Origin of the sequence: Rhizobium sp. RU35A (assembly GCF_900156005.1) — a bacterium.
GTDB classification, from domain to species: Bacteria; Pseudomonadota; Alphaproteobacteria; order Rhizobiales; family Rhizobiaceae; genus Neorhizobium; species Neorhizobium straminoryzae.
In genome coordinates this window covers 84,169-104,929 of sequence record NZ_FTMR01000010.1, presented here as the reverse complement: position 1 = coordinate 104,929, position 20,761 = coordinate 84,169, and the positions used below count along the sequence as shown (strand labels likewise).

Genomic DNA, 20,761 nt, shown 5'->3' with positions numbered 1-20,761 from the left:
GCTTACTGGACCAGAACCGGGCCGGTGCCGCGGATCGGTTCGTTTTCGTTGATGATGCCGAGACGACGGGCAACTTCGGAATAGGCCTCCAGCAGGCCGCCGAGGTCGCGGCGGAAGCGGTCCTTATCCATCTTTTCCTTCGTCTCGATGTCCCACAGTCGGCAGCTGTCGGGCGAGATCTCGTCGGCGAGGATGATGCGCATCATGTCGCCTTCGAACAGGCGGCCGCATTCGATCTTGAAATCGATGAGCTGGATGCCGACGCCGAGGAAGAGGCCGGAAAGGAAGTCGTTGACGCGGATGGCGAGCGCCATGATGTCGTCAAGCTCGGCCGGATTGGCCCAGCCGAAGGCGGTGATGTGCTCTTCCGAGACCATCGGGTCGCCGAGCTGGTCGGACTTGTAGTAGAATTCGATGATCGAGCGCGGCAGAACCACGCCTTCCTCGATGCCAAGGCGCGTCGAGAGCGAACCGGCGGCGACATTGCGCACGACGATTTCCAGCGGGATCATTTCCACTTCCTTGATCAGCTGCTCGCGCATGTTCAGCCGGCGGATGAAATGCGTGGGGATGCCGATCTTGTTGAGGTGTGTGAAGATGTATTCGCTGATGCGGTTGTTGAGCACGCCCTTGCCGTCGATGACGTCATGCTTCTTCTTGTTGAAGGCAGTGGCATCATCCTTGAAGAACTGGATCAGCGTGCCAGGCTCAGGGCCTTCGTAAAGGATCTTGGCCTTGCCTTCGTAGATACGGCGGCGACGGTTCATGAGTTTCTGTCTCTTGTTGTTGGGCGCCGGTCGTGGCGCCGTGAAGGGTCTTTGAGCGGTCCCATAACGGAAAACCGTGCAATTCACAATGCGCGTTGGCAGAGCATGTGGTGGAGGACGGCACAGGCAAGAAGGATTCGTTCACCGTTGAGCTACACGGTTTGGCAAATCTTCTCCGGCAGTTTCCTTTGCATCGGTTCGTCGCGCCTGCGGGCGCATGGCATCGGGGACAGCCAATGATCACTCTGCATGACCGGGCGCTTGCGCTCGAAAACAGGTTTGCCTACGAGGAAGGCGAGCAGTTTCGCGCCACCGCGCGCCGCAACAAGCTGATCGGCCTTTGGGCCGGACAGCTGCTCGGCAAGTCCAATCCCATCGCCTATGCGGAGGAGTTTGCCGCCTGGGCGGTCGAGCACCATGACGACAAGGCGATGACCGCGAGGCTGCGTAGCGAATTTGCGGCCGCAGCCCTCGTTCTCGACGAGCAGGATCTGGCCACCCGCATGCGCGAGATGCTGCTGGAAACGCTGGCCGAGATGCGGGCGCCCTGATCCGCCGCCTCTCGCGATCGTAAGCGCCGGGCAAGGGTTCCCTAATCCGTCGTGCCTTTGCGCATGCCGAAAACAGGTTCACCCTGGATGGGAAGTATGCGTTTGGCGTGCGGGTGCGACGCGCGTCGCCGCCAAGCGTGGGGTGACTGGAACATTTCCGGTGAAAACCGGATCACCTGAAATGCTCTATCACTTTGTTTTCAGGCAGTCCGGACGCAAGACCGCTGACGCATTTTGGGCTCGGACATGCTCTAGCAGCATGTCTCGCGCCAGGCGCCCGAGAGCATGAAGGGCACCAGTTCGCCGAAGGCTAGCGGCTTTGCAAGCGCAAAGCCCTGCAGCACGTCGCATCCGAGATCGCGCAGGATGCGTGCGTGCTCCATGCTTTCGACCCCTTCGGCGGCGACACGCACATTCAGCGACTTGCCGATCTCGATGATCGACCCCACCAGCCTACGCTGTTCCGCCGATTGCGGCAGGAGACGGATCAGTTGTCGGTCGATCTTCAGCGTGTTGGGCGACAGACGCAGCAGGCTGACGATCGAGGCGTGGCCGCTGCCGAAATCATCGATCTCGATATCGATGCCGAGTCGCTTCAGCTGTGCCAGATTGCGCATGACCTCGTCGCCGCAATTGTCGAGAAAGGTCGATTCCAGAAGCTCGAAGGAGAGCATGCCAGGCGGCAGTGAAAGTTTCCGCACCTTGCGGATCAGGCCGGGATCGAGCAGGCGGCGATAGGAGACATTCGCCGAAAGCTTGGGCAAGGCCAGACCCATGTCGAGCAGCCGCGCCTGATCGGCGAGCGCCCTTTCCAGGATCAGGTCGTCGATGACCGACAGCGCGCCGATTTCCTCGGCAATCGACAGGAAGGTATCGGGTGCCAGCAATCCCTGGGTCGGATGCTGCCAGCGTGCCAGCGTTTCGGCGCCGCTGATTTCGAGGCTTCTGGCGTCGAACTGCAACTGGTAGACGGGAAAGAACTGGCCTGTTTCGATGCCGTGCAGGATGTCGTCTGCGGTCTGCTTGGCAATCAGGATCTGCTCGTGCGTTTCGGCCGAATAGAATTCGTGACGGTTCCGCCCGGCTTTCTTGGCCCGATAGAGCGCCATATCGGCATTCAGGAGCAGCTGGTGGGCATCGATGTCGCCGCCCTTCATCCAGGCGATGCCGATGCTGGCGCCGACGCGGCATTCGCGGCCTTCGTGCAGCACGGGTTCGCTGAGCAAGCGCACCAGCCGATCCGCCAGTGAGGCAAGCTTGCGGGCGGAGCCGTCAAAGGGTGCAAGCAGCACGAATTCATCGCCGCCGATGCGGGCAACGAACTGGCCCGGACGGGCGGATTTGCGCAGAACACCTGCCGCATGGCGCAGTATGGCGTCGCCGGCGCCATGCCCCAGCGTATCATTGATCTGCTTGAAGCGGTCGAGATCGATATGCAGAACGCCGAGAGCGGTCCCGTCGCGCCTTGCCTGCATCGCCTGTTCCGCCATGACCGTATCGAGATAGCGGCGGTTGGGCAGGTCGGTCAGGTAGTCATGCATCGCATTGTATTCGATGCTGCTGCGCGCTGCCTCGAGCTCGGCGTTGCGCGCCTCCGCAGTCCGCCGTGCACGGTCCAGTTCGCGCTGCAGCATGACGTCATCGGTGATGTCCCAATTGGCGCCGACCGTCTTCCTGTGGCCGTCCTGATCGACATAGCTCATGGTGCAGCTGCGGATTACCCGCTCGCTGCCGTCCCGCAGAACGATGCGATATTCTTCGGCAAAGGGGCGTCCTTCATCATGCTCGGCCGCAGCCGCAGCCAGGATGCGGGGGCGATCCTCGGGATGCAGGAAACTTTCCCAGGTCTCGCCCACCCGGATCTCCTCGCTTGGCAAGATGCCGTACATTTCATAGATGCGCTCGTCCCAGTGGACACGGCCAGTGACGAGATCGGCCTCGAAAACACCGACGCCGGACAGCGACAGCGCCATCTCCAGCCGGCGCGTCATCTGGGTCAGGCCATGTTCGGCCTCGATGCGGTCGGTGACGTCGGTGTCGGTGCCGATCACCCGCAGTGGTCGCCCGTCCGGCGCACGCTCGACGCAGTTGCCGCGGCATTCGATCCAGACCCAGCGACCGTCGGCATGCCGCTCCCGGTAAAGGAACACCTGATAGTCGGGATCGCCCGCCTCCTGCCGCTCCATGGCGTGCAGCGTAAAGTCCACATCATCCGGATGCAGGCGCTTCAGCCATTCCTCCTTGGTGGCGGGAAGCGGATCGCCTTCCTTGAGACCGCGCAACTGTCGCCAGGTGGGCGAGTAATATTTGACGCCGATCGCATAATGGTGGTCCCAGACGCCGGAGACCGAACTGATCAGGGCGCTGTTCCAGCGCAATTCGCGGGTCGCGATCTCGGCCTCGCGTTTTTTCTGTGCGGTGATGTCGGCAAACTGCAGGAGAAGACGCGGTGTCCCGTCCGCAAGGTCGTTCGGCCAGGGCGCACAATCGACAAGCGCCCATTTCTGGGCGCCTGATGCGAGCGGGACCCGGACGATGAGAGGCTCATCCGTCTCCGAAATGCGGTTGCCGGCGAGGAGCGCTTCCAGCGGGCCCCGATCTTCCGGATGAACAAGCGAGCCAAGCTCGAAGATGTGCGAGAATTTGGCGGGACGGCGCCAATCCTGTTCGAAGCGTTCCGTGGTTTCGACGATCCGCCCGTTGGGGGCTTCGACCAGAACGGTCGGGAAGGGCACGAAGGCAAGCGCTGCAGCCTCGGCGGCTGCCACACCGTAAACGGGCGTATTCGGAATTTGGCAATCCGGCAACACCAGCGACGCACTCCCCCAAGCTTGACATCACCTGATGCGCGACATTAGCCCGCTTCTTTTAACCAAAGTTAAATAATTCACCTAAGAAGGAAGGATTTCGCGCGGCAGGTCAAGGCTTCAATCCCGAGAGGAAGCGGGCGAACACCATGGTGCCTTCCGGCCAGGGGCCGTGACCCGAATCGGCATTGATATGGCCCGCCTCGCCGGCATCGATCAGCTGTGAGCCCCAGGCATTGGTGATGTCGTCGGCGTGTTCGTAGGTGCCGAAGGGGTCGTTGCGGCTGGCAATCGTCATCGACGGGAAGGGAAGCGGGTCGCGCGGATAGGGGCCAAACGTCATCAGATGCTTCGGCCGGATGTCCGGGTTGGCCACATCCGGCGGCGCGACGAAGAAGGCGCCGGCCACCTTGTTGCGGAAATGCGGAATGGCGTGGATGACGGTCGGAACGCCCAGCGAATGGGCGACCAGCACGACGGGCCGCGTGGAGGCGTTCACCTCTTCGGCGACACGCGCCACCCAGTCCTCGCGCACGGGCTTCGACCATTCGGCCTGTTCCACCCGCCGCGCGGTCTGCAACTTGGACTGCCAGCGCGTCTGCCAGTGGGCCGGTCCGGAATTGGTGTAGCCGGGAACGATGAGAATATCTGCGTCTGATGCCTTCATGGCCCTTATCTGCTGAGCCGGCCGCGTCGCGTCAAGAGAGAGCCATCACGGCTTTGTCAAAAAATAATATGCAACACATACTATATCGCCCGATGTCCCGATGCTAATCTCGCCTCCGGGTTGCCCAAGGGGAGTTGCCGGCAGCCCGATGGATTGGGAGGAATTCATGAGAAAAGCCCTTTTTCTGGGCGGGACGGCGCTGGTCGTCACGCTTGTGCCGCAGCTTGCGCTCGCGGCAGCTGATTGCGCCGGCCTGCTGCGCGATGGCCAGCATCCGGCCGGCCTTCAGGTCACGGAGGCGGTGGAAACGCCGGCAACCGACGACATTCCGGTTGCCCATTGCCTGGTGCGCGGCAAGACGCCGGACAGGGCCGGGGTCGACGGCAAGACCTATGCGATCCGCTTCGAACTGAGGCTGCCAAAGGACTGGAACGGCCGCTTCGTGCACCAGTTCAACGGCGGCAATGATGGCGTGGTGGTGCCGGCCCTCGGGCCGTTGCTCGGTGGTAACAAGAAGGATACGGCCCTTGGCCGCGGCTACGCCGTGGTCTCCAGCGATGCGGGCCATGATGGCAAGGCTGCGCCGGAAAAGGGCATTGCCGGCAGCGCTGCCTTCGGCCTCGATCCGCAGGCCAGGCGGGATTACGGTTATACCGCCGTTGCGACGCTGAACCCGCTCGCAAAGCAGCTGGTCGAGACCTATTACGGGAAAAAGATCGCCTTCACCTACGGCATCGGCAGCTCCAACGGCGGTCGCCATGCGCTGATGGCGGCAAGCCGCCTTGCCGGCGAATTCGACGGGCTTCTTGCTGGCTATCCCGGCCTCAACCTGCCGAAGGCCGCCATCCAGCATGCGCTCGATGTGCAGGCCTGGACGAAGGTCAATCCGGATATCGCCAAGGCCTTCAGCCGCGATGACATGGCCGTGCTGGCCAAGGGCATCCTGAAGGCTTGCGACAGTCTCGATGGTCTTGCCGACGGGGTGGTGGGCGATCCCGACGCCTGCCAGACGGCGTTCAAGCCGGAAACGCTGGAATGCACCAAGGCGGGCGATACCGGCTGCCTCTCCGCCGCGCAGATCACCGCGCTGAAGACCAGTCATGCCGGCCCCCGCAACAGCAAGGGCGAGCAGCTTTACAGCGAATGGGACTGGGATCCCGGCATGGCCTCTGCCAACTGGCGCGGCTGGAAGCTCGAAAGCGCCGTGGATGCCTGGGGCAGGAAGCCGATCATCGGCGTGATGGGCGCGGCTTCGCTGGCGCAGGTCTTCACAACGCCGCCGACGCCCGTGGGTGGCACGCCCGATGCATTGCAGGCCTATCTTCTCGGCTTCGATTTTGACCGGGATGCGCCCAAGGTGTTTGCGAAGGATGCGACCTTCACCGAATCCGCCGTGGATTTCATGATCCCGCCCAGAAGCGACAATCCGGACCTGAAGGCGTTCCGCGATGCCGGGCACAAGATGATCGTGTTCCACGGCAATGCCGACCCGGTGTTTTCGGTGCTCGACACCGTCAACTGGTACCGCAAGCTCGATGCCAACAATGGCGGCAAGGCCGGCGATTTCGTCAAACTCTACCGCATTCCGGGAATGCCGCATGGCGCGGGCGGACCGTCCTATGACGATTTCGACTTCCTCTCGCCGCTGGTCGCCTGGGTGGAACAGGGCAAGGCGCCCGGCGCCGTGGCGGCCGGCATCACGCCCGCCAACAAGGAGGCCGAGGGCCTCAACGGCAAGCGCACTCTCTATTGCCCCTATCCGCAGGTGGCCCGCTTCACCGGCGCTGCGGCGGATGACGAGAGCCGTTTTGCCTGCCGGTAAGTGGCGGCGATCCATTCGGGATGCCTGAAATGCAAATCAGCCGGGGCGGTTGGCCGCCCCGGCTGATTTTTTGATTCAGGATGAAGAGGTTAGCCGAACACGCGGCTGAAGATCGTGTCGACATGCTTGGTGTGGTAGCCAAGGTCGAATTTCTCGCGGATCTGCTCTTCCGAAAGGGCCGCGCGAACGTCCGAATCGGCCAGCAGTTCCTCGAGGAAATCCTTGCCGTCTTCCCAGACCTTCATGGCGTTGCGTTGCACGAGACGATAGGCATCCTCGCGCGAAACGCCGGCCTGGGTCAGCGCGAGAAGTACGCGCTGGGAATGAACAAGCCCGCGGAACTTGTTGAGATTCTTCATCATGTTGTCCGGGTAGATCACCAGCTTCTCGATGACGCCGGCAAGCCGGTTCAGCGCGAAGTCAAGCGTGATCGTCGTGTCCGGGCCGATGCCGCGCTCGACGGAGGAATGCGAGATATCGCGTTCGTGCCAGAGCGCCACATTTTCGAGCGCCGGCACCACCGCCATGCGCACCAGACGCGCAAGACCGGTCAGGTTCTCGGTGAGAACAGGATTGCGCTTGTGCGGCATGGCCGACGAGCCCTTCTGACCGGGCGAGAAGAATTCCTCTGCTTCCAGCACTTCGGTGCGCTGCATGTGGCGGATCTCGATCGCCACATTCTCGATCGAGGAGGCGATTACGCCAAGCGTCGCGAAGAACATCGCGTGGCGGTCGCGCGGGATGACCTGTGTCGAGACCGGCTCCGGCACCAGACCGAGCTTGGCGCAGACATGTTCCTCGACGCGCGGATCGATGTTGGCGAAGGTGCCGACGGCGCCGGAAATCGCACCCGTGGCGATTTCGGCGCGCGCATGGACCAGGCGGGCGCGGTTGCGCGCCATCTCGGCATAGAAGCGTGCGAAGGTGAGGCCCATCGTGGTCGGCTCGGCATGGATGCCGTGGCTGCGGCCGATGCGGATCGTGTCCTTGTGCTCGAAGGCGCGGGTTTTCAGCGCCGCCAGCACGCGGTCCATGTCGGCGATCAGGATGTCGGCGGCGCGTACCAGCTGGATGTTGAGCGTCGTGTCGAGCACGTCCGACGATGTCATGCCCTGATGCACGAAGCGGGAATCGGGGCCGACGAATTCGGCCAGATGGGTGAGGAAGGCGATGACGTCATGCTTGGTGACGGCCTCGATCTCGTCGATGCGGGCCACGTCGAACTCTGCCGCACCGCCCTTTTCCCAGATGGTCCGCGCGGCATCCTGCGGGATCACGCCGATGTCGGCCAGAGCGTCGCAGGCATGGGCCTCGATCTCGAACCAGATGCGGAACTTGGTCTCGGGCGACCAGATGGCGACCATTTCGGGCCGGGAATAGCGGGGGATCATCGGTGGGTCCTTGGCGGTTTCGGAAATTGGCCCCGCTTTAGCAAGAAGCGCCGCCAAGCTCAACGTGGGCGGCGCGACAGGATGGCGGGGCGGAAGGATCGTCGGTGCCGCGCCTGTCAGCCGCGGGCGGACTCGGCGGCGGTGCGCAGGGCAGCGACATTGGCGCGATAGGCCTCGATGCTGCCACCCTTGTAGACGGCGGAGCCCGCCACGAACACGTTGGCGCCGGCGGCCGTTGCAGCGCCGATGGTATCGGCCGTGATGCCGCCATCCACCTGCAACTCGATGGGGCGGGCGCCGATCATCGCCTTGGCGGCGCGGATCTTCTCCACCATCGCGGGGATGAATTTCTGGCCACCGAAGCCCGGATTGACGCTCATGATCAGGATCAGGTCGATATCATCAAGCACGTTTTCCAGCACGGAAAGCGGGGTTGCCGGGTTCAGCGTCACGCCGACCTTCTTGCCGAGCGCACGGATGGTCTGCAGCGAGCGGTGCAGGTGCGGGCCTGCCTCGGCATGCACGGTGATGCTGTCGCAGCCGGCCTTGGCGAAGGCCTCCAGATAGGGATCGGCCGGTGCGATCATCAGGTGGCAGTCGAAGAAGGCGGTGGTGTGCGGGCGCAGCGCCTTGATGACGTCCGGCCCGAAGGAGATGTTCGGCACGAAATGCCCGTCCATCACGTCAAGATGCACCCAGTCGGCGCCGGCCTCCACGACATCACGCACCTCCTGGCCGAGCTTTGAAAAATCGGCGGCGAGAATGGACGGGGCGATGCGGATGGGCAGGGTCATGACGGGTTCCTCCGGCGGCTGTTGGATCGCGAGGTCCGCTTAACATCGCTGGCACGGCGGCACAATCCGCGAGGCCCATGCTATTGCGTCGGGGGACCCAGCACCTCGAAGCCGCTGCCGGTCCACTGTTGCAGCAGGAAGGGATTGCGGGTCAGTTCATGGTCTGCGCGGAACTGCACCTCGCCGATCACCGTCTGCACAGAAAGCCCGGGCAGAACAGCGGCCACCGAGCCCTTGCCGTCCGCAGCCTTCACCGCAGCGCTGGCCACCTGCAGGGCGGCATAGGCGGGCAGCGTATAGCCGTCCGGCTCGAAACCGGTGGCACGCAGAGCGGCGGCTGCGGCCTCGGCCTGCGGCAGGTTCGCATAATCCGGCAGCGCGACGGCGAGCACACCCTCGCGCAGCGGGATCGGCCGGTCGGCGGCGCGCATCACGTCGCCGCCGATGAAGAACAGGCCCGCGCCATCGTTTGCCGCATCGCGGGCCAGGATGGCGACGTCGCCACGGTCGCCGCCGACCACCACATGCGTGGCACCGGCTTTCACCAGCCGGCGCACCAGCGCCAGCTGCTGCTCCTGCCCGGGACGGAAGACATCGGTGAAGACCGGCTTGATACCGCCGGCCTCCAGCTTCTGGCGCACGGCGCTCGTCAGCTCGCGGCCATAGATGGTGCCGTCGTCGACGAGCGCGATCGGCCGGTTCTGATAGCGGGTGAGGATGGTTTCGGCGAGCGTGTTGGCCTCGTCGCCATCGACGGGACCGAGCCGGAAAAGGGGCCAGCCATAGCGCGCCGCATCCTCCATCAGGATGCGCGAGCGCACAGAAACGGTGATCGCTGCGATGCCGGCATCCTTGAGCTTAGGCAACGCAGCGGACAGGGTCTCCACGCAGAGAAAGCCGATGGCAACCGTGACCTTCGCCTGGCGCAGCTTGTCCGCCACCGCCTGGCCGCTGCCCTGTTCGCAGCTTTCGGCGACGGGCACCAGCGTATCGCCGGCCGACACGGCGGCGCGGGCGCCGCGCAGGATCTGCTGGCCGAGCAGCGCATAGGGGCCATCCTGCGGCGCGACCACGCCGATGCTGGCCGCCGCCGCCGGCTGGGCGACCGCCAGGAGGACAGCGAGCAGGGCAGTCGCCCCGGTCTTTCGCAGAAGAGATGTGTCAACGTCGCGCATGCTTCACCTCTAGCCGGACGGCGTGCCGCTGCAAAGCGGAATTCGTGGCCTCCTCGGCATGCCCCGCGCAAATCCGGCGCGGGCGTGGACAAGGGCCGGAAACCTTCCCATATGATAGCGTGTGGTCGCGGCGGGGAGGATGCCAAGCGTGACGATTTCCGAAAAGGCCGAACCGAGGCTGATCGAACCTGCGGTCTACCGCAACGGCATGGCGCGCTATGCCGGCCATGTGCAGGCGGTGACGACCGAGTGGCAGGGCCTGCGGCGCGGCGTGACGGTGACGGCCGCCTGTTCTGTATCCGACGATCCCGCAACCGTTCTCGCCTGCCTCAATGCCGGCAATGAAAGCAATGCCATTTTCGAGGCCAGCGGCCGCTTTGCACTGAACACGCTCGCCGCCCATCACCAGGCGCTTGCCCGGGCGCTGGCCGGTTTCGACCGCCTGCCGGTCGAGGAGCGTTTTGCGCTCGCCGAATGGACGATGTTGTCGACCGGCGCGCCGATCCTTTCCGATGCGCTGGTCGCCTTCGACTGCCGGCTGATCGACATCCGCCGCATGTCCACCCATATCGTGCTGTTCGGGCAGGTGGTGGATCTGCATTTCGGGCCGGTCAATCCGGCGCTGGTCTATCTGGACCGCACCTTTCACGCGCTGTAGGCTTGCTGGCTGACGGGAGAAACGATCATGTCCTCAGACATCCAGCACCTGCTGCCGGCCTCCATCGATGAGACGCTTGCCCTGCTGGAGGGGCAGGATTACCTGGCCGGCCGAGGCCTTGCGACGGTGATCTTTCTCGCGCTGCGGATGAAGCGACCGCTGTTTCTGGAAGGCGAGGCCGGTGTCGGCAAGACCGAGATCGCCAAGGCCCTGTCGCGCGGGCTAAACCGTCCGCTGATCCGCCTGCAGTGCTACGAGGGGCTGGATGTCGCCTCGGCCGTCTACGAATGGAATTTCCCGGCGCAGATGCTGGATATCCGGCTTGCGGAAGCCGCAGGCCTTGCCGACCGCGACCGCCTGGAAACCAGCCTTTATTCGGAGCGTCACCTGATCCGCCGCCCGGTGCTGCAGGCGCTTGCCGCCGCCGGAGAGGCAGCCCCCGTCTTCCTGATCGACGAACTCGACCGCACCGACGAGGCGTTCGAAGCTTTCCTGCTGGAAGTGCTTTCGGATTTTCAGGTGACGATCCCCGAACTCGGCACGATCCGCGCGGCCGAGCCGCCGATCGTCATCATCACCACCAACCGCACGCGCGAGATCCACGATGCGCTGAAGCGCCGCTGCCTGTACCACTGGGTGGATTATCCGGATGCCGCGCAGGAACTGGCGATCCTGAAACGCAAGGTGCCGGGTGCGGCGACTGCGCTCTCGCAGCAGGTGGTGGCCTATGTGCAGCGGCTGCGCACCATTGATCTTTTCAAGAATCCGGGCGTCGCCGAAACCATCGACTGGGCAACCGCGCTCACCGAACTCGACCGGCTGGCGCTCGATCCCGAAACGATTTCGGACACGCTCGGCACGCTGCTGAAATACCAGGAAGACATTGCCCGCATCCGCGGCGGCGAGGGCGAGGCCATCCTGTCGGACATCCGCGCCGAACTTCTGGCGGCGGGCTGAGCCATGGTGCACTCCTCCACGGGCGATGGTGCCATTCTGCCGCCGGTTCAGGTGGGCGAGGGAAAGCTTGCGGACAACATCCTGCATTTCTCCCGGGTGCTGCGCCGCGCCGGTCTAAAAACCTCGCCGCAGGCGACGCTGGACGCCATGGCGGCGGTCGAGGCCGTGGGCATCGGCGCGCGCGAGGAGTTTCATGCGGCACTCGCCGCCGTCTTCGTCAAGCGGCGCGAGGACATGGCGGTGTTCGACGAGGCCTTTCGCCTGTTCTGGCGCAAGCGCGACCTCGTGGAAAAGATGATCCAGATGATGTCGCCAAAAGTGGCCGATGGCCGCGACAGGGAAAAGCCGAAGCCGGCCGCCGCCCGCGTCAGCGATTCGCTGCTGGGACACCAGCAGAGGGCGCCCAAGCGGGAAGCGCCACCCCAGGTGGAGACGGATGCCCGCTTCACGGCCTCCGGCTCCGACGTGCTGCGGCAGACCGATTTCGCGCAGATGACGGCCGCAGAGCTTGGCGAAGCGCGCCGGGCGATTGCGCGTCTGGTGCTGCCGCTTGCGGAGGTGGCGACGCGCCGCTACCAGCCATCGACCCGCCCGGCCAGGATCGATCCGCGTGGCACGTTGCGCCAGGCGATGCGCAGCGGCGGCGCGATGATGCTGCCGAAGTTTCGCAGCGTGCGCCGCCGTCCGCCGCCTCTCGTGGTGCTCGCCGATATTTCCGGCTCGATGAGCCAGTACAGCCGCATTTTCCTGCATTTCGCGCATGCGCTGATGGAAAAGCGCCGTCGCACGCATGTCTTCCTGTTCGGCACACGGCTGACCAACGTGACCCGCCAGTTGCGCCAGCGCGATCCGGATGCGGCGCTGGATGCCTGCACGGCCTCTGTCCGCGACTGGTCGGGTGGAACCCGGATCGGCGAGACGCTGAAGGACTTCAACCGGCTGTGGGGGCGTCGCGTGCTGGGTGGCGGCGCGGTGGTTCTTTTGATCACCGACGGGCTGGAGCGCGACGGGGTGGACGTGCTGGAAACCGAGATCGACCGGCTGCACCGCAGCTGCCGCCGGCTGATCTGGCTCAATCCGCTGCTGCGGTTCGAGGGCTTTGCCGCGCGCGCCCGGGGCGTGCGGGCCATGCTGCCGCATGTGGACGAATTCCGACCCGTCCACAATCTGGATTCTCTTGGCGCACTGGCTGCCGCACTGAGCGGCGAGACAGGCCGCGCTGCCGATCCGCGCCGATTTCTGCAAAGGAGTGCCGCATGAGCAATGGTCTTGACCCGCTTCTGACGGCGGAGGGCTGGGCGGCCGAGGGGCGTGCCGTTGCCATCGCCACCGTGATGGAAACCTGGGGATCGGCGCCGCGTCCGGTGGGCAGCCATCTGGTGATCGATGGCGAGGGCAATTTCGAGGGCTCCGTCTCCGGCGGCTGCGTCGAGGGTGCGGTGATCACCGAGGCGCTCGAGGTGCTGCAAGGCGGTCAACCGAAGATGCTGGATTTCGGGGTTGCCGACGAGACCGCCTGGCGCGTCGGCCTCTCCTGCGGCGGCCGCATCCGGGTGTATGTGGAAAGGCTCGGCTGATGGATCTTGCCTCTCTTCGCCGGCTGAATGCCGCGCGTTCCGCCCGCCGCGCCGCCGTGCTGGTGACCGACATCGCAGGCGGCCGGAGCGAGGTGCTGGAGGAGGGCGGTACCCTGCCGCCACATCTGGCGGATGCGGTGAGGGCAGCATTCCTCTCCGGCAAGTCCGGTCTCGTCGAGACGGAAAAAGGCAGCCTGTTTCTCAACGTGCACCTGCCCCCGCCGCGCATCGTGGCAATCGGGGCCGTCCATATTACCCAGGTGCTGGCGCGGCTGGCCGGCGTGGTCGGCTTCGATCTGACCATCATCGATCCGCGCACCGCCTTTGCAACGGCCGAGCGCTTCGAGGGTGTCGATCTGGTGGCCGACTGGCCGGAGGACGTGCTTTCGACGCGGCCGCTCGATTCCTACACCGCGCTGGCCGCCGTGACACATGATCCGAAGATCGACGATTTCGCGCTCGCGGAAGCGCTGCGGCGCGGCTGCTTCTATGTCGGTGCGCTCGGCAGCCGAAAGACCAATGCGAAGCGGGTGGAACGTCTTGCTGCAGTGGGTCTCTCGACCGACGAGATCGCGCGCATCCGCGCGCCGATCGGGCTCGATATCGGGGCGTCAAGCCCGCAGGAAATCGCGCTTGCCATCCTGGCTGAGATCGTTGAGGCCTTCCGTCGTCGCAGCCTGTCCGGGGCGGCCGCATGATCTTTTCGACAGTGCCGCTGGACAGGGCAGAGGGCGCGATTTTGGCACATGGCGTCAGCGTCGAGGGAGGGCGTATCGCCAAGGGTACCATTCTCTCGGCGGGCGATGTGGAACGGCTGGCGGCTGCAGGCGTGACGGAAGTCGCCGTCGCCGTTCTCGATCCTGACGATCTGACCGAGGATGCGGCGGCCGAGCGGCTGGCATCGGCGCTCGCGGGACCCGGCCTTCGGCTGTCCCCGGCATCGACGGGCCGCGTCAATATTCACGCCACCGAAAACGGCCTCTTCCGTGCCGATCGCACGCTGGTCGATCGCTTCAACCGCGTCGATCCGGCCATCACGCTTGCCTGTCTCAACGACCGCGCCGATGTGCCGGCCGGGGCCATGGTGGCGACCGTCAAGATTATTCCGCTCGCCGTACCGGGGGCCGCGGTGGAGCGGGCGGGCGCCGTGCTGGCCGAAGGTGAGGCGATTGCGCTGAAGGCCTATCGTTCCTTTGCCGTGACGCTGATCCAGACCGAGTTGCCGGTGCTGAAATCCTCCGTGCTGGACAAGACGGCGGATCTTCTGCGCCGCCGGCTCCGTCCATCCGGCAGCCGGCTGGTTTCGGAGCACCGGGTGCCCCACCGCGCCGATGCGGTGGCCGGCGCGATTGAAGCGGCACTGCGCGCGCCGGAGACCGGCCTGCCTCGCCTCGTCATCCTCTTCGGAGCATCGGCCGTGGTCGATGCCGGCGATGTGCTGCCGGAGGCCATGCGGCTTTCCGGCGGATGGGTGGAGCAGGTGGGCCTGCCGGTCGATCCCGGCAATCTTCTGGTGCTCGGCTATCACGGTGCCGTGCCGATGATCGGCGCGCCGGGCTGTGCGCGCTCGCCAAAGGAAAACGGTTTTGACTGGGTGCTGCACCGTCTGCTGGCCGGTGAACGCCCGGTGGCCGACGATCTTTCCGCACTGGGCGTGGGGGGCCTTCTCATGGAAATTCCGACACGTCCACAGCCGCGCGAGCGTCTCTCCCGACCGAACGCACCGCTCGTCATCGGAGGCCTGCTGCTGGCGGCGGGCCGCGCAAGCCGCATGGGCGAGGCCGGCCACAAGCTTCTGGCCGAGTTCGACGGCATGCCGCTGGTGCGCCGCGTGGCCTCTCGCGCCCTCTCGGTGCTCGACGGTCCGCTGGTGGCGGTCACCGGCCATCGCAGCGGGGAGATCCGTACAGCGCTTGACGGTCTCGATCTTGTCCTTGCCGACAATCCGGATCATGCAAGCGGCATGGCGAGCTCCATCCGCACCGGGCTTCGCCAGCCGGCACTTGCCGAAGTGGCGTGCGTGATGGTGCTGCTGGCGGACATGCCGGGCCTCACGGAAGAGGATCTCTCACGCCTTTGCGCGGCCTTTCGCGCAGCCGACGGCAATGCCATCGTGCGGGCGGTCAGTGGCGGCAAGCGCGGCAATCCGGTGATCCTGCCACGCGCCACCTTCGATGCGCTGATGCGGCTGGAAGGCGATGTCGGCGCCCGCCACGTCATCGAGACCTGCGGCCTGCCGATCGTCGATGTGGAACTGGGAGACGCCGCACAACTCGATGTGGACACGCCGGATGCGGTGACCGCCGCCGGCGGCCTGTTGCGGGGATAAGAGGCATGGACAACGAGGCGATCGAGGAACTGTTCGAGCCGCTGGGGCGGGTTACCATCAAACGCATGTTCGGCGGCAAGGGCATCTATCATCACGGCGTGATCTTTGCCCTCGAACTCCGTGACGAGCTGATGCTGAAGGCCGATGCGCAAACGGCGCTGCTGTTTGCAGAAGCCGGCGCCCGTCAATGGTCCTACGAAGGCAAGACCGGCAAGCCCGTGCTGATGCCCTACTGGAGCGTGCCCGACGAGGCGCTCGATGATCCGGACGTGATGGGGAAATGGGCGCGGCTGGCCTATGAGGCTGGCGTGCGCACGGCCACGAAATAAGGCGCGTCAGACCTTGCCGAGATGCGCAACGGCGTCGCGGGTGAAGCGGGAGAGCGGTTCTGGCAGCGTATCCGGCGAGAACCAGCCGAGTTCCGAAAGTTTGTCGGGTTCGGTAAGGCGCGGCGTGCCTGTAAAGTCGCGGGTCCGGTAGATCACCGAAACCCAGTGCTGGCCATCCGCTTCGATGATCTGTTCCGACAGACACAGGAATTCAACGGAACCGATGGAAAGACCGGTTTCCTCTTCCGCCTCGCGGCATGCAGCCGCGGCGGAATGCTCCATAGGATCCACCTTGCCACCGACAATGTTCCAGTGGCCCGCTTCCGGCGCCTTCACGCGCCGGTACAGCAGGATGTGACCGTCGGCGCGCTCGATGACGAGGCCGCAACCGACGCCCGGAAAATCAATCCCTGGCCTGGCGGACATGGGCTGCAATCAGCCCTTGGCGTTGGCAACGATCAGCATGAAGGCCGGAATATCGTCGCCGAAACCGACCGGCGTCGGGCCGTCATCGTCGTCACGGCGGCGGCGGCGCTCGCGGTGATCGTCATTGGCCGGATTGGGGCGACCATGGTTGCGGCCACCGTGCTGCTGCCTGCGATGATCCGCCTTCTGGTGTTCTGCTGCCACGCTTTCCGTCCTCGTTTCGATGATCTTCTCTTCGACATCCGCAACCGGTTCTGCGGCACGGGTATCAGGCTTGCGGCCGCGCTTGTCACGGCCCCGGTCGCGATCGCGCTCGCGGCCCTTGCCACCCCGGCCACGACCGCTGTCGTGGCTTTCCATGGGTTCCGGCAGGGCGGAGAGATCGCCGTTCAGCCATTCGATCTTCTGGGTGATCAGCTTTTCGATGGCATCGAGGAATTTGGTATCGCTGCGTGTCACCAGTGTGAAGGCAGCGCCGGAACGTCCCGCCCGGCCGGTGCGGCCGATGCGGTGGACATAGTCTTCCGCATGGATCGGAACGTCGAAATTGAAGACGTGGCTGACATCGGGAATGTCGAGGCCGCGGGCCGCGACGTCCGAGGCCACCAGCAGCGTGATGTTGTTGCTCTTGAAGTTGGCGAGCATCGTCGTGCGCGAGCGCTGGTCCATGTCTCCGTGCAGCGCGCCGACGGAGAAGCCGTGGCGGTCGAGCGAACGGAACAGGTCGGCGACATCCTTCTTGCGGTTGCAGAAGATGATCGCGTTCTTGAGATCGTCCTGGGCGCGGATGAGATCGCGGAGTGCTGCGCGCTTCTCGTAATCCTTGTTGTGGCAGGCGACCAGCCGCTGCGTCACGGTCTTGGCGGTGGAGGAGGGCGGCGCCACCTCGATGCGTTCCGGGTTCTGCAGGAAGGCATCGGCCAGTTTCTGGATTTCCGGCGGCATGGTGGCCGAGAAGAACAGGGTCTGGCGGGTGAACGGGATCATCTTGGCGATGCGCTCGATGTCCGGAATGAAGCCCATGTCGAGCATGCGGTCGGCTTCATCGATGACGAGGATTTCGACGCCCGTCATCAAAAGCTTGCCGCGCTCGCAGTGGTCGAGCAGGCGGCCGGGCGTGCAGATCAGAACGTCGGCGCCGCGTTCCAGCTTGCGGTCCTGCTCGTCGAAGGACACGCCGCCGATCAGAAGCGCGACGTTGAGCTTGTGGTTCTTGCCGTACTTTTCGAAATTTTCCGCAACCTGGGCCGCCAGTTCGCGGGTGGGTTCCAGAATGAGCGTGCGCGGCATGCGCGCCCGGGCCCGGCCCTTTTCGAGAAGCGTCAGCATCGGCAGCACGAAGGAAGCGGTCTTGCCGGTGCCCGTCTGGGCGATGCCGCAAATATCGCGGCGCTGGAGGGCGGGCGGAATCGCACCGGCCTGGATCGGCGTGGGCGTCGTGTAGCCCGCGTCGGTCACTGCGGAAAGGACTTTCTGGCTCAGGCCAAGATCAGCAAATGTCGTCAAAGAGAAAACTATTTCCGTTCCGGTTCTTGAAGAACGCTGTGAGTCGGAACCGCTTACGCGTCCGACGATGGCCGCGACATAAGGGCTGCGCTCTGCAAAGTCAAGAAAACTGCACGTTTGCGGTCGCGAATGGCGAATCCGTCGCAGTAAAACGGCTGTTTGGGTCAATACGACGTTACTGAAGGTAGGCTTTCAGCTTCAGACCGGCATTGAGGAAGGTGGCCGGATCGATCGGCTCACCGTCCTGGTGCACCTCGTAATGCAGATGCGGGGCGGTGGAGCGGCCGGTCGAGCCGGCAAGGCCGATCACGTCGCCGGCAGCCACGGCATCGCCCTCGCGCACGAGAATGCGGGAGAGGTGACCATAGCGCGTGACGAGGCCCTGACCGTGGTCGATATCCACCATGTTGCCATAGCCGCCGCTTTCGCCGGCGGCTACGATGCGTCCGGCACCGGTGCTGCGCACGCGCTGGCCGGTCTCGGCCTGGAAATCCACGCCCGCATGCAGGGCAAGGCGGCCGAGGAAGGGATCGATGCGGTTGCCGAAACCGCTGGTGATCTCGCGACCGGGGGCCGGATTGCCGTAGGGCAGGGTGGTTGCCGCGCGACGCACCGCTTCAAGCCGTGTCAGCGCAACGTCGAGCGCGCTCGCAGCAGCGTCGAAGCTGTCATCCATCATCCCGTCCTTCAGGGGAGGTACGAACGGGCCGCCAACGCCCTTGTCCCTCTGGCTGCGTCCGTCCGCCGCAAGGCCGACTGAAACGCCGGTCCGCCGCATGATGGTGGCGATGGCATCCGCCGTGCGGTCGGCCTGTCGGGTCAGGCTGAAGACGCGCGCCTGCTGCTGCTGGTCGAGTGCATCGAGCGAAAGAGACACGCGCGACAGCGTGGCGCTTGCTGCATCCTTTGCCGGTTGCGCGGAGGATCCGGTAGCGGATGGGGCGTGATCGCCAAGGCGCAGGTCCGGTTTGAGAAGCCTGTCGATCGCCCGGATCCCCTCGCTTGCGGCACGCCCGGTCCGATCCGCCGCACCGGCAGGGGCAAAGGCAGACGCGCTCAAGGGCTGCGCCCGCTCATCGGCCGTCTCCGGGACCGAGAGGCCCGAGGCTTCGGCGCGTTGCACCAGGCCTTCCAGCTTGTCGTGACGCAAGACAAGCGCAGTCTGCTGCCGGAGCAACTGGTCCATGCGGGCCTGCACGGTGCGCTGCTCGATCATCTGCCGCGAGGTGATCCGTTCGATTTCGGCGCGAAGCGTCGTGATGCGATCCTCATAGTCCTGCTGCAGGCGCGCCTGGCGCTCGGAGGCGGCCCCCAGCAGATCGTCACGCCACGCAAGGTAGGCGGCGGAACCGATAGAGCCGACGGTCAGGAGCGTGAAGAGGCCGGCCGCCGCGATCGTCATCACGGGCCGGATGGTCATGTGGCGGATACGCTCGCCGGATGCGAGAATCAGCACTGGCCTGGACGGACCTGCGTCGAAGATGTGATTTTTTTTCGGCTTGGCCACGCTCATCTCCCGGAAAGGCTTGCTGATGCCTCATCCGCCCCGGGGAGTAGAAACCGTTAAGGTTAATGTCGCGTTAAATCAGGTAGTGCTTATGGACCTCCCATCCCGGTGCGCTCAGGCATTGCTGGTCGACGTCAGCGAGCGGTAGAAGGATGGCGTCAGCCCCGCTTCGGCGCGGGCGAGATCGTTGAACGGCGGCTTCAGTGCGCCGCGAAAATTGGCCCGTACCAGATCCTTGAAGGTGGCGGCGGGATCCTTGCGCTCGCGGGCGCAGAGGAAGCGAAACCATTTCGCGCCGATCGCCACATGCCCCTTCTCGTCGTTGTAGATCACGTCCAGCACGGCCGCTGTTTCGTGATCGCCGGTTTCGCGCATCTTGGCCTGCAGCGAGGGCGTCACGTCGAGGCCGCGCGCCTCCAGAATGAGCGGTACGACGGCCAGCCGGGCCGTCAGGTCGTTGCGGGTGGCATGCGCTGCCTGCCACAGGCCGTCATGGGCGGGCATGTCGCCATAATCGGCGCCAAGATCGTTAAGACGGGTCCTGACCATTCGAAAATGCTTGGCCTCCTCGAAGGCCACCTGCATCCAGCCGTCGAAGAAGGAATGGGGCACCGGTTCGGTGGCGTAACGGGCAACGATGTCGAGCGCGAGATCGACCGCATTGAGTTCGATATGGGCGATCGCATGCAGGATGGCGATGCGGCCCTTGACGGTATGCAGGGAACGCTTCTCCACCAATTTCGGCGGCACGAGTTCCGGTTTGTCGGGCCGCCCTGGCCGATCCGGCAGTGGCGGATCGAGAGGCGAGCGCAGAGACAGGCGCCGCGCGAACCACCGCATGGCGGTCTCCTGGGCGAGCGCCGTCTTCAGTGTCAGATCCTGAGAAGAAATGGCATCGATCGCGCCGCCGCGCAGCGACGCGATGTGAGGAAGCGCCACGGGGGCAGTCGCGGTGGAAGGGGCCTCGGTCATGGCCCCGTCCTTTGTCACAGGGCCTGTGCTGCCGCAAGCACTTCCTCGGCATGGCCTTCGACCTTCACCTTGGGCCAGACGCGCGCGATGCTGCCATCGGCGGCGATCAGGAAGGTGGAGCGTTCGATGCCCATGTACTTCTTGCCGTACATGCTCTTTTCCTTCCAGACGCCATAAGCGTTGGCAGCCACCTGTTCCTCGTCGGCAGCAAGCGCGACCGTCAGGTTGTGCTTCTTGATGAACTTGTCATGCTTGGCCGCAGAATCGGGCGAAATGCCGATGACGGTGGTACCGGCCTTTTCGAATTCACCGGAAAGTGCGGTGAACTGCAAAGCCTCGGTGGTGCAGCCGCTGGTGTCGTCCTTCGGGTAGAAATAGACCACCACCGGCTTGCCGCGGAGGTCGGAGAGCGTGATGGTGCCGCCACCGTCGCGCGGGAGGGTAAAATCCGGGGCGGGCATGCCGCTTACGAGCTCGGACATGGTTTTCCTTTCTTTCGCCTGCATGTTGGGAAATTGTCGCCGCA

Annotated in this window: 20 protein-coding genes; 9 read left to right on the top strand and 11 right to left on the bottom strand. The window is 64.7% G+C overall.

Going from position 1 to position 20,761, the window contains the following annotated elements:
• Positions 1–2 precede the first annotated feature (2 nt).
• Entirely contained in the window at positions 3–767 is a 765-nt protein-coding gene (gene purC / locus F3H95_RS20440; RefSeq protein ID WP_142880830.1) for a phosphoribosylaminoimidazolesuccinocarboxamide synthase, read from the bottom strand.
• Positions 768–1,003: 236 nt separating this feature from the next.
• Between purC and F3H95_RS20435 the strand changes: the two genes are divergently transcribed.
• A complete protein-coding gene (locus F3H95_RS20435) occupies positions 1,004–1,318 on the top strand; it encodes an ATPase inhibitor subunit zeta (protein ID WP_142880831.1) in 315 nt (104 codons plus the stop codon).
• A gap of 251 nt (positions 1,319–1,569) precedes the next feature.
• Here the strand turns inward: F3H95_RS20435 and F3H95_RS20430 are convergent, their stop codons facing one another.
• The gene (locus F3H95_RS20430; RefSeq protein WP_244618088.1) at positions 1,570–4,128 is read right to left on the bottom strand and encodes a bifunctional diguanylate cyclase/phosphodiesterase; all 2,559 of its coding nucleotides are present in this window, start codon (positions 4,126–4,128) and stop codon (positions 1,570–1,572) included.
• Positions 4,129–4,237: 109 nt separating this feature from the next.
• Positions 4,238–4,792, bottom strand: coding sequence for an alpha/beta hydrolase (locus tag F3H95_RS20425; RefSeq protein WP_142880833.1), 555 nt, complete (start codon positions 4,790–4,792; stop codon positions 4,238–4,240).
• Between the two features lie 166 nt (positions 4,793–4,958).
• Between F3H95_RS20425 and F3H95_RS20420 the strand changes: the two genes are divergently transcribed.
• Positions 4,959–6,614: a tannase/feruloyl esterase family alpha/beta hydrolase gene (locus tag F3H95_RS20420; RefSeq protein ID WP_149747358.1), complete on the top strand. Its 1,656-nt coding sequence runs from the start codon at positions 4,959–4,961 to the stop codon at positions 6,612–6,614.
• A gap of 89 nt (positions 6,615–6,703) precedes the next feature.
• Here F3H95_RS20420 and purB read toward each other — a convergent pair whose 3' ends face one another.
• From purB to F3H95_RS20405, 3 genes are all read right to left on the bottom strand, one after another.
• Positions 6,704–8,005: an adenylosuccinate lyase gene (gene purB, locus F3H95_RS20415; protein ID WP_149747357.1), complete on the bottom strand. Its 1,302-nt coding sequence runs from the start codon at positions 8,003–8,005 to the stop codon at positions 6,704–6,706.
• 116 nt (positions 8,006–8,121) lie between these two features.
• Positions 8,122–8,799, bottom strand: a complete 678-nt coding sequence (gene rpe / locus F3H95_RS20410) for a ribulose-phosphate 3-epimerase (RefSeq protein ID WP_142880836.1) — start codon at positions 8,797–8,799, stop codon at positions 8,122–8,124.
• An 80-nt stretch (positions 8,800–8,879) separates the two neighbouring features.
• Positions 8,880–9,974, bottom strand: a complete 1,095-nt coding sequence (locus F3H95_RS20405; RefSeq protein ID WP_149747356.1) for a branched-chain amino acid ABC transporter substrate-binding protein — start codon at positions 9,972–9,974, stop codon at positions 8,880–8,882.
• A 208-nt stretch (positions 9,975–10,182) separates the two neighbouring features.
• Between F3H95_RS20405 and F3H95_RS20400 the strand changes: the two genes are divergently transcribed.
• Genes F3H95_RS20400 through F3H95_RS20370 form a run of 7 tightly spaced genes read left to right on the top strand, consistent with a single transcriptional unit; the run spans position 10,183 to position 15,824 of the window.
• Positions 10,183–10,632 (top strand): flavin reductase, encoded by a 450-nt coding sequence (locus F3H95_RS20400; protein ID WP_244618095.1) that lies wholly within the window; start codon positions 10,183–10,185, stop codon positions 10,630–10,632.
• A gap of 27 nt (positions 10,633–10,659) precedes the next feature.
• Positions 10,660–11,589 (top strand): MoxR family ATPase, encoded by a 930-nt coding sequence (locus tag F3H95_RS20395; protein ID WP_142880839.1) that lies wholly within the window; start codon positions 10,660–10,662, stop codon positions 11,587–11,589.
• Between the two features lie 3 nt (positions 11,590–11,592).
• The gene (locus F3H95_RS20390) at positions 11,593–12,849 is read left to right on the top strand and encodes a VWA domain-containing protein (RefSeq protein ID WP_149747354.1); all 1,257 of its coding nucleotides are present in this window, start codon (positions 11,593–11,595) and stop codon (positions 12,847–12,849) included.
• Positions 12,846–13,166: an XdhC family protein gene (locus tag F3H95_RS20385; RefSeq protein WP_149747353.1), complete on the top strand. Its 321-nt coding sequence runs from the start codon at positions 12,846–12,848 to the stop codon at positions 13,164–13,166. Before F3H95_RS20390 ends, F3H95_RS20385 begins: the two co-directional genes overlap by 4 nt.
• Entirely contained in the window at positions 13,166–13,864 is a 699-nt protein-coding gene (locus F3H95_RS20380) for an XdhC family protein (protein WP_149747352.1), read from the top strand. Before F3H95_RS20385 ends, F3H95_RS20380 begins: the two co-directional genes overlap by 1 nt.
• On the top strand, positions 13,861–15,495 hold the full coding sequence (locus F3H95_RS20375; RefSeq protein WP_149747351.1) for a molybdopterin-binding/glycosyltransferase family 2 protein: 1,635 nt from the start codon (positions 13,861–13,863) through the stop codon (positions 15,493–15,495). The genes F3H95_RS20380 and F3H95_RS20375 overlap by 4 nt, the downstream gene beginning before the upstream one ends.
• Positions 15,496–15,500: 5 nt before the next feature.
• Positions 15,501–15,824, top strand: a complete 324-nt coding sequence (locus F3H95_RS20370; protein WP_149747350.1) for a TfoX/Sxy family protein — start codon at positions 15,501–15,503, stop codon at positions 15,822–15,824.
• 6 nt (positions 15,825–15,830) lie between these two features.
• On the opposite strand, the gene F3H95_RS20365 is transcribed toward F3H95_RS20370, so the two are convergent.
• The 5 genes from F3H95_RS20365 to bcp all read right to left on the bottom strand — a co-directional run bounded on the left by F3H95_RS20365 (position 15,831) and on the right by bcp (position 20,717).
• Positions 15,831–16,250 (bottom strand): NUDIX domain-containing protein, encoded by a 420-nt coding sequence (locus F3H95_RS20365; protein WP_149747349.1) that lies wholly within the window; start codon positions 16,248–16,250, stop codon positions 15,831–15,833.
• Between the two features lie 9 nt (positions 16,251–16,259).
• The gene (locus tag F3H95_RS20360; RefSeq protein ID WP_142880846.1) at positions 16,260–17,756 is read right to left on the bottom strand and encodes a DEAD/DEAH box helicase; all 1,497 of its coding nucleotides are present in this window, start codon (positions 17,754–17,756) and stop codon (positions 16,260–16,262) included.
• A gap of 175 nt (positions 17,757–17,931) precedes the next feature.
• Positions 17,932–19,263: a M23 family metallopeptidase gene (locus F3H95_RS20355; RefSeq protein WP_244618087.1), complete on the bottom strand. Its 1,332-nt coding sequence runs from the start codon at positions 19,261–19,263 to the stop codon at positions 17,932–17,934.
• 114 nt (positions 19,264–19,377) lie between these two features.
• On the bottom strand, positions 19,378–20,235 hold the full coding sequence (locus F3H95_RS20350) for a ferritin-like domain-containing protein (RefSeq protein WP_149747347.1): 858 nt from the start codon (positions 20,233–20,235) through the stop codon (positions 19,378–19,380).
• 14 nt (positions 20,236–20,249) lie between these two features.
• Positions 20,250–20,717 (bottom strand): thioredoxin-dependent thiol peroxidase, encoded by a 468-nt coding sequence (gene bcp, locus F3H95_RS20345; protein ID WP_142880849.1) that lies wholly within the window; start codon positions 20,715–20,717, stop codon positions 20,250–20,252.
• Between the last annotated feature and the right edge of the window lie 44 nt (positions 20,718–20,761).